Consider the following 8,685-nt stretch of genomic DNA (forward strand, 5'->3'; position numbering starts at 1 on the left):
CACGCTCACGCGGTCAGGCCAGCGGCGGCCTCCCACGCCACTCAGGCCGCGCGGGCCAGGGCCACCGCGCGGCCGCGGGCCGTGCCGTCGAAGCGCGCGAGCATCGCCTCGAGCGCAGCGGCCGACTCGTTGGCGCCGAACGCCTCGGCATGCGGCTCGAGCGCGATGCTCTCGTGCAGCGACCCGGCGGCGACGGGGTCGAAGCCCAGCTCGTCGACGAGTTGCGACACCGCGGCGACGGCCGCTGCGTCGTCGCCCGCGACCGCGATGGCGCGCCGATCCGGCGCCCCGGCGGGCCTGGGTCCCTCGTCGAGGTCGTGGTACCCCATGTGGTTGAAGGCCTTCACGACCGTCGCGCCCGGCAGGCGCCGCTGCACGAGCTCGCTCGTCGAGACGCGCGGATCCTGCAGGTCGTCGCGGTGGCCGTCGACCTCCCACCAGTAGTTCATGGCGTCGACGACGACCGTGCCGCGCATCGCGTCGGCGGGCAGGGCGTCGACCTTGCCGAGCGGCAGCGCGAGCACGACGAGGTCGGCCTGCGCCACGGCATCCGCCGCCCATGCGGGCTCGGTGCCCGGCGCGACGACCTCGAGGATGAGGCGGATGCGCTCGGGGTCGCCCGAGCCGGCCACGAGCACGCGGTGACCGGCGGCGGCGGCGAGGCGTCCGAGCACCGTGCCGAGCTTGCCGGCGCCCAGGATCGCGATCGTGCGGGTCATGCCGCGTCCTCCCGACGATCCGCGGCTGCGGCGAGACGGTCGCGCACCTGCGGCACGACGACGCTGCCGTAGAGCTCGACGGCACGCGAGCGCGCGCGGATGCTCTGCGCGCCCGACGTGTAGATGAGGTCGAACCTGCCGACGCCCATGACGTCGATCGCGCGCGCCATCCTGGCGGCGACGGTGTCGGGGGAGCCGACGTACATCGAGCCGCTGCGCACCTCGCGCTCGAACTCGGCGAGCGTCACGGGCGGCCAGCCGCGCAGCGCGCCGATGCGGTCGCGCACGACGCGGTAGTGCGGCCAGTACGCGGCCATCGCCTCCTCGTCGGTGTCGGCGACGAATCCGGGGGAGTGCATGCCCACGGGGTGCGCCGTCGTGCCGAGCTCGGCCGTCGCGCGTCGGTACAGGTCGAGGTAGGGGGCGAAGCGCTCGGGCTGGCCGCCGATGATGGCGAGCATGAGCGGGAAGCCGTAGCGGGCCGTGCGCACGACCGACTGCGGCGAGCCGCCGACCCCGACCCACGTGCGCAGGCCGTGCTCGGTCTTCGGGAAGACGTCGGCGTCGACGAGGGGCGCGCGCGTCGTGCCGCTCCACGTCACGGGCGTCTCGTGCAGCAGCTCGGCGAACAGGGCGATCTTCTCCTCGAAGAGCACGTCGTAGTCGGCCAGGTCGTAGCCGAAGAGCGGGAACGACTCCGTGAACGATCCGCGCCCGAGGATGACCTCGGCCCGGCCGTTCGAGAGGGCGTCGACCGTCGCGAAGCGCTGGAAGACCCGCACCGGGTCGTCGGAGCTCAGCACCGTCACGCCCGAGCCGAGCCGGATGCGGCGCGTGACGGTCGCGAGGCCGGCGAGCACGGTCTCGGGCGACGAGACGGAGTACTCGGGCCGGTGATGCTCGCCGACGGTGAAGACGTCGACGCCGAGCTCGTCGGCGACCACGGCCTCCTCGACGAGCTGCCGGATGGACCTCGCGTGGCTGACCTGCTCGCCGGCGTCGTCCGTCGGCACGTCGCCGAAGGTGTCGAGCCCGAAGACGATGTCGCCCATGATGCTGCCTCTTCCCCTGCTGTCGACCGAATTGGTTGACGTGTCAATCATCAGTCCCTAGGGTGGGGATGTCAAGAGGAGGACGCATGGCGCAGCCAGCAGCACGGGCGACCGCCCGTCGGTCGCCGACGGTCGACGAGCTCGCCGTCTGGCGCGACTACGTCGAGACCTCCGAGGCCGTCCGCCGCACGCTCGCCGCAGGGCTGCAGTCGTCGTCGGGCATCTCGCCGGGCGACTACTCGGTCATGCTCGCGCTCAGCGAGGCGCCGGATCGCGAGCTCCGCTCGTCGGCGCTCGCCGACCTGTGCGGATGGGAGCGCAGCAGGCTCTCGCACCACCTCCGGCGCATGGAGGAGCGCGACCTCGTCGCGCGCCGCCAGGCCGGCGACGACGCTCGCAGCGCGATCGTCGCGCTCACCGACGTCGGCGCCCGCATCTTCCGCAGCTCGTCCGCCGCGCACCTCCGTCTCGTGCGCGAGGTCTTCGTCGATGCCCTGACGCCCGAGCAGCTCGAGGCCGTCCGCACCACGACGGCCGCCCTGCACCGCCATCTCGACGCACGCGCGGCGGCCGCCGCGCCTGAGACGTCCACCGACTGACCCCTCCGACGGCGCGCGCCGTCGCTCGCACCAAGGAACGCACCATGCTCGTCGCACTCTGGATCCTCGTCGCCCTCCTCGCCCTCGCCTTCGGCGCCGCGGGCGTCATGAAGCTCGTCCGCCCCCGCGCCGCCCTCGTCGACGGCGGGATGCCGTGGGCCGCCGACGTCGCCCCGGGCGCCATCAAGGCCATCGCCGCGCTCGAGGTCGTCGGCGCCCTCGGCCTCGTGCTGCCGCTGCTCACCGGCGTCGCGCCGCTCCTCAGCCCGGTCGCCGCGGTCGCGCTCGCCGCGATCATGGTGGGTGCCGTCGTCGTCCATGTGCGCAGGCGCGAGTCCGCCGTGCCGGCAGCCGTGCTCGCGGGGCTGTCGATCGTCGCGGCGGTGCTCGGGTTCGTCGTGCTCCGCTGAACGTTCTGGAGGAGCCGCCCGTGTCCGAGCGCACCGCGCCGCGCACCGCCACCGTCACCGTCGCCGTCGTCGGCGCCGGGCAGGCAGGGCTGTCCGCCGCCCACCACCTGCTGCGCCGCGGGCTCGCGCCCGCCACGAGCGAGCCGGATGCGCCGCGCACCGTCGTCGTGCTCGATGCGAACGCCGGTCCCGGCGGCGCCTGGCAGCACCGCTGGTCGTCGCTGCGGATGGCCACGGTGAACGGCATCTTCGCCCTGCCGGGCATGCCCGTGCCGCCCATCGACCCGGAGGAGCCGAGCCGCGAGGCCGTGCCGCGCTACCTCGCCGCGTACGAGACGGCGCAGCGGCTGCCGATCCTCCGACCCGTGCACGTGACCGCCGTGCGCGCGACCGACGCCGACCCGCACGGCCCGCTGCTCGTCGAGAGCGACGCCGGCTCCTGGTCCGTGCGTGCGCTCGTCAACGCCACGGGCACTTGGAACGCGCCGAGCATCCCGGACCTCCCCGGGCGCGACGGCTTCGCGGGCATCCAGCTGCACAGCCGCGACTACGTGGAGGCCGCGGCGTTCGCGGGCATGCGCGTCGCGATCGTCGGCGGCGGCATCTCGGCCGTGCAGCTGCTCGAGGAGATCAGCCGCGTCGCCGAGACGCGCTGGTACACGCGTCGCGAGCCCGTGTTCCTCGACCACGACTTCGCGCACGGCACCGACGGCGTCGACGTCGAGCGTCGCGTCGCCGCCGACACCGCGGCCGGCCGCGTGCCCGGCAGCATCGTGTCGTACACGGGCCTCGGCTGGACGTCGTACGCGCTCGCAGCCCGCGACCGCGGCGTGCTGGTGCGCAGGCCCATGCCGACGGCGATCGAGCCGGGCGGCGTCGTGGAGGCGGACGGGTCGCGCACGCCGCTCGACGCCATCGTGTGGGCGACCGGGTACCGCGGCGACCTCGACCATCTCGATCCGCTCGCGCTGCGCGGGCCGCTCGGCGGCATCCCGCTGCAGGGCACCCAGGCGGCGCTCGACGCGCGCGTGCACCTCGTGGGCTACGGTGCCTCGCAGTCCACGATCGGCGCGAACCGCGCAGGGCGGGCCGCGGCCGTCGCCATCGCGCGGCGACTCGAAGCCGAGGACGCCGAGCGCGCGAGCCCCGGGGCAGGCGACGCGGCGGGCTGACCCGACCGGCCTCCGACCCACGTCCGCCGCGGTCGAGCCCGGCGACCCTCACTCCCCGCTCGTGCTCCACGCGCCGCGATCCTCCAGCGGCACCCACCGGTCGACGTCGAGGTGCGGCGGCACCTCGCGGCACACGACGATGCGATCGACGAGGACGCCGTCGCCGGCGTGCACATGCACCACGCCGACGTCGAGATCCCAGACGTCGTCGCGCTCGAGCGTGACCCATGGTCGACCGAACGGCACGTCGCGACGCGTCGGCGCGTCCGGCATCCCGTCGACGAACGATCCCGGCGTCGCCTGGCGCACGCGCAGCTCGACGGCCGACACGACCCCGGCCCACTCGCGCACGTCGACGCCGGGCAGCCTGCGGACGGCCGCGACGAGCGGGTCGCTCGGCGGCCGACCGAGCACGTCGAGGAAGCGGGTGAAGTCGCCCGAGCGCCAGCGATGGATGCTCGGGGACACCGTGATGCCGCCGAGGACGGCCGTGACGGCGATCACGGCCGCCTCGTCGCCGACGCCGTCGTGCTCGACGAGCAGCTCGCGCCGGCCGAAGCGGTGCAGCGCCGTCGAGCCCCGCACGTCGACGGCCGCGCCGAGCTCGCGCTGCAGCGCCGCACGCGACGCGGTCGCGACGGAGCCGGGCAGGAGAGCGGCGATCGGGAAGGACCGCAGGTCGATGCGCACGCCGAGCACGCGGCCGGCCTCCACCTGCACCTCGACGCCGCCCTCGAACGCCAGCAGGCGACGCGGATGCCCGGACGACACGGCCCAGCGCCGACTCCGACCGCCCGCGAGCGCTGCCAGCACCTGGAACGCCTCGCCCTCCTCGGGCTCGCCGAGGGCGGCGAGGACGTCGCCCAGCGGACCATCGGGTGCAGGCGGGGTCGGCAGTCGCTCGAGGACGATCTCGGTCAGGCCGTCGTCGCGGTACCTCGCGCGGACGCGGTGGCCCTCGACGCGGTGCGCGTCGTCGGCGCTCGGCTCGCCGAGGATCGCCGCGACGCGGGAGCGGTCGCTGCCCGGGCCGAGCCCGCCGACGAGGGCTGCGGGTCGCGGGTACGCGCCGTCGCCGACGAGGGGCAGCGCGATCGCCTGCACGCCGTCGTCGTCCATCCGCACGAGGGCCGTGCCGCCGGACAGCGCGCGGCTGACCTCGAGCGCCCGCTCGTCGTCGACCGCGGCGAGCGCGTCGAGGTGCCACCACAGCTCGCCCTCGAAGGGCGGGCGGAGCATACGCCCCCGGCGCCCTGCGAGGTGCTCGGGCTGCGGCGAGCGACCGCCCGGATGGAAGAGCAGACGCTCTGGCTGCCGCCCGTGCCAGCACTCGGACATGACGCCGCGGATGGTCCACGCGTCGACGAGCGCACCGGCGTACTCGTCGTCGGTGAGGGCGAAGAGGGCATCGGCCGAGAAGTGACCGACCTGCTGGTCGACGCCCACCCAGGCGCGCCCCGTCGACGTCTCGACCCCGAGGCTCGGCAGCTGCGCCACCTGCACGAAGCGCCGGTCGTCGGGCTTCCGCTCCTTCGTCCTGCGCGCCACGCGGCTCCCTCCTGCTCGTCCCAGCGTTCCACGCGTCGTCGAGCGTTCGCCGAGCGCGACGACCTAGCGCATCCGTCGATCCGCCGCCAGCGCCGGGCGCCTCAGCGTTCGCGAGCGCCGTCGCGGATAGCGTGGTCGCATTCCGCGAGGGGGATGCGATGGGACTGTTCCAGCAGCACAAGGGTCCGACCGAGGTCGTGCAGCGCGCAGCGCGTGCACCATGGTCGCTCTGGGGCGACTCGTTCGGCCGGCTCGCGACGCGCTCGCTGCAGATCATCCTGGTGCTGATCGTCGTCGCCGGCCTCGTCTTCGCGATGACCCAGCTGACGCTCGTCATCATCCCCGTCGTGCTCGCGCTCATCCTCGCGTCGGCCTTCGCCCCCGCGATGTCGTGGATGCGCCGCAAGGGCGTGCCCTCGATCCTCGCGACGATCCTCGCCCTGCTCGCGATCGTCGTGGTGCTCGGCGGCGTCGTGACGCTCATCGTCAACGCGGTGCGCAACCAGTTCGGCGAGCTGCGCGACCAGGCCGTGGCCGGGTTCGACCAGGTCGTCGAGTGGGTGTCGACGTTGCCGATCGCGCCGTCGGAGCAGCAGCTCACCGATGCGCGCGACTCGGTCATCGACTTCGTCACGAGCGCGCAGTTCGGCTCGGGCGCCCTCGCGGGCGTGAGCGCGGCCGCCAACTTCCTCACGGGCCTCGTGCTCATGATCGTCGTGCTCTTCTTCTTCCTGAAGGACGGCCCCCGCATCTGGGAGTTCCTCCTGCGCCCGTTCGAGGGCGAGTCGTACCGTCGAGCGCAGCGCATCGGCGACAAGACCGTCGGCACGCTCGGCGGCTACGTGCGCGGCACGGCGACCGTCGCGGCCGTCGACGCCATCGGCATCGGCGCGGCGCTCGCGATCCTGCAGGTGCCGCTCGCGCTGCCGCTCGCCGTGCTCGTCTTCCTTCTCGCCTTCATCCCGCTCGTCGGCGCGACGGTGGCCGGGGCGCTCGCCACCCTCGTCGCCCTCGTCGCGAACGACCTCGTGACCGCCCTCATCGTGCTCGGCGCGGTCATCCTCGTGAACCAGCTCGAGGGCAACTTCCTGCAGCCGGTCGTCATGGGCCGCTCGCTCAAGCTGCACGCGCTCGTCATCCTCATCGCGCTCACGATCGGCACGGTGCTCGGCGGCATCGTCGGCGCCGTGCTGTCGGTGCCGATCGCCGCGGTGGCGTGGGGCATCACGCAGGTGTGGGACGGCCCGGACACCCCGGCGCGCATGTTCCGGCAGAAGCGGCCGGAGGCCGTCGCCTGACGCGGCATCCGTCTTGACTCGCGCGCGACGGGCGTCCCTCGCGTCGACCCGGGAGGGCCGCGAGCGACGTGGCCGGGGGTGGGAGTCGTTCAGCCCCCGGGCTCGCAGGTCAACTACCACAAGGAGAACTGTCTCGGCGTGCGACATGCACGGCAGTGTCCCCCTGTCAACGGCTGGCGACTGTCGGTGGCACGCGGTTTCCTATGGATGGGCAGCCACCGTCGTGCATCGAGTCCCCCATCCGATGCGACGATCGCTCGTCCCCACGGCGTCGTGAGGCTCTCGACGCGTGGTCGAGGGAGGGGATCCACGATGACGATGACGGCACCCGAGCGAGGGACCATCGACCGCGACGAGCCCGACGCGGGCGCGTTGCACCGCCAGGTGCGCCTGTCGACGCACCGACTGCTGGGCGCCACCATGCGCCTGGGCGACGTCGAGCTGCTGCATCCCGCGGCGAGCGGGCTCGGCACGCGTCGGCACGTCATCGCGCGGCTCGTGCGCCACGCACGACGCATCACGGCCTCGCCCGGCGAGGACGCCGCGCAGCGACTCGCGAGCGACTCGCTGCTGCGCGCGCCGGCCGCCGACCTCGTCGACGCCCTCGCGACGTCGCTCACGACGGTCGTGCGCCGACTCGACGACCAGCCCCAGGCACGCATGCCCGAGGAGGAGGGCGACGACCTGTGCGCGCGCGACCACCTCGCGTGGCTGGAGCTGACGCACGTCGACCTCGCGGTCGGCTTCGAGATGCATGACATCCCCGAGGTCGCGCTGCCCGCCATCGCCGCGCACCTCGAGCGCTGGCGCGGACCGGACGCCTCGCCGACCGGCGCCGGCAACAGCCCGTTCGCGCTCCTCTTCGTCGAGGGCCAGGAGCGCCGCCGGCGCTGAGATCCATGAAGCCCGTCCGGACGCGGTTCGGACGGGCTTCTGCGTGTCGTGGCCGCCTCGGCGGCGCAGGAGGTGCACCCGCGTGGCGTGCGCGGCATCGTGCCAGGATCGAGGCATGGCGACCAGGCACGTGCGCGCACTGCGCGGCCTCGTCGTCGCGCTGCTCGCCACCTTCGCCGCCCTGCTGTCGCACGTGAGCGCCGGTGGCGCCGTGCCCGGCCTCGTGGGCATCGTCGTGCCGACGGTGCTCGCGATCCTCGCGTGCGTGCTGCTGTCGGGTCGCGTGCACTCGCTCTGGCGCCTCATCCCCTCCGTCGCCGCGAGCCAGCTGCTCTTCCACGCCCTGTTCGTGCTCGGCACGCCCGCCGCGTCGCTCGCGACGTCGGGTGCCGGCCACGCCGGCCACTCCGATGCGCAGATGGCTGCGGCGCTCGCCGCCGCCCCAACGGCAGCCAGCGCGCACGCGATGCACGGCGACGGGACGATGTGGCTCCACCACGCGCTCGCCGCCATCGCGACGATCGCGCTCATCGCCCGTGGCGAGCGTGCGCTCGCGCGTCTCGCATCCTTCGCGTTCTTCGTGCTGCGACGCCTCGTCGCCGTGCTCGTGCCCGTGCGGCCGCCTTCGACGGTCGCGCTCGCCGCGACCTGGGCGCAGCCGCGTACCTGGTCCATCGCCCGGCGCTCCGCGCCCTCCCTCCTCCGCGGGCCTCCGGCGGCGCTCGTCTCGTAGCGCTGCAGGGTCGACGATCCCGTCGATCCCGGCGTCGATCGTGCGTGCCGCCGACAGGTGGCGCGAGCGGTCGACCCGCCTCTCGCTGCGTCGTGCCGCATCGACGGCCGACGCTCCGTGTCCGACAGGAGGAGGACACCATGCGTGCATGCACGCGCGACGCTCGACGTCGCACCATCCACAGGGCGGCGGCCGCTGCCGTCGCCGCGCTCGTCGCCATCGCAGCCCCCGTGGCGGCCGCGACGACCGCGTCCGCCCAC

The 8,685-nt window shown here is 74.2% G+C and carries 9 protein-coding genes; 6 read left to right on the forward strand and 3 right to left on the reverse strand.

What is annotated here, in order from left to right; genetic code table 11:
- Positions 1–41 precede the first annotated feature (41 nt).
- Positions 42–719: an NADPH-dependent F420 reductase gene (locus ABD249_RS15580; protein WP_344344960.1), complete on the reverse strand. Its 678-nt coding sequence runs from the start codon at positions 717–719 to the stop codon at positions 42–44.
- Positions 716–1,771 carry an LLM class flavin-dependent oxidoreductase gene (locus ABD249_RS15585; protein ID WP_344344962.1) on the reverse strand — a complete coding sequence of 352 codons (1,056 nt, stop codon included), beginning with the start codon at positions 1,769–1,771 and terminating at the stop codon, positions 716–718. The genes ABD249_RS15580 and ABD249_RS15585 overlap by 4 nt, the downstream gene beginning before the upstream one ends.
- An 86-nt stretch (positions 1,772–1,857) precedes the next feature.
- Between ABD249_RS15585 and ABD249_RS15590 the strand changes: the two genes are divergently transcribed.
- Genes ABD249_RS15590 through ABD249_RS15600 form a run of 3 tightly spaced genes read left to right on the forward strand, consistent with a single transcriptional unit; the run spans position 1,858 to position 3,952 of the window.
- Entirely contained in the window at positions 1,858–2,370 is a 513-nt protein-coding gene (locus ABD249_RS15590; RefSeq protein ID WP_344344964.1) for a MarR family winged helix-turn-helix transcriptional regulator, read from the forward strand.
- Between the two features lie 44 nt (positions 2,371–2,414).
- The gene (locus ABD249_RS15595) at positions 2,415–2,780 is read left to right on the forward strand and encodes a DoxX family protein (protein ID WP_344344966.1); all 366 of its coding nucleotides are present in this window, start codon (positions 2,415–2,417) and stop codon (positions 2,778–2,780) included.
- A gap of 20 nt (positions 2,781–2,800) precedes the next feature.
- A complete protein-coding gene (locus ABD249_RS15600) occupies positions 2,801–3,952 on the forward strand; it encodes an NAD(P)-binding domain-containing protein (RefSeq protein ID WP_344344968.1) in 1,152 nt (383 codons plus the stop codon).
- Between the two features lie 48 nt (positions 3,953–4,000).
- Here ABD249_RS15600 and ABD249_RS15605 read toward each other — a convergent pair whose 3' ends face one another.
- The gene (locus tag ABD249_RS15605; RefSeq protein WP_344344970.1) at positions 4,001–5,500 is read right to left on the reverse strand and encodes a hypothetical protein; all 1,500 of its coding nucleotides are present in this window, start codon (positions 5,498–5,500) and stop codon (positions 4,001–4,003) included.
- A 158-nt stretch (positions 5,501–5,658) separates the two neighbouring features.
- On the opposite strand from ABD249_RS15605, the gene ABD249_RS15610 reads away from it, so the two are divergent.
- The 3 genes from ABD249_RS15610 to ABD249_RS15620 all read left to right on the forward strand — a co-directional run bounded on the left by ABD249_RS15610 (position 5,659) and on the right by ABD249_RS15620 (position 8,425).
- Positions 5,659–6,798 carry an AI-2E family transporter gene (locus ABD249_RS15610; RefSeq protein WP_344344972.1) on the forward strand — a complete coding sequence of 380 codons (1,140 nt, stop codon included), beginning with the start codon at positions 5,659–5,661 and terminating at the stop codon, positions 6,796–6,798.
- 312 nt (positions 6,799–7,110) lie between these two features.
- Positions 7,111–7,692, forward strand: coding sequence for a DinB family protein (locus ABD249_RS15615; protein ID WP_344344974.1), 582 nt, complete (start codon positions 7,111–7,113; stop codon positions 7,690–7,692).
- A gap of 115 nt (positions 7,693–7,807) precedes the next feature.
- On the forward strand, positions 7,808–8,425 hold the full coding sequence (locus ABD249_RS15620) for a hypothetical protein (RefSeq protein ID WP_344344976.1): 618 nt from the start codon (positions 7,808–7,810) through the stop codon (positions 8,423–8,425).
- Positions 8,426–8,685: the final 260 nt, after the last annotated feature.

The organism is Agrococcus versicolor (assembly GCF_039531815.1).
Taxonomy (GTDB): domain Bacteria; phylum Actinomycetota; class Actinomycetes; order Actinomycetales; family Microbacteriaceae; genus Agrococcus; species Agrococcus versicolor.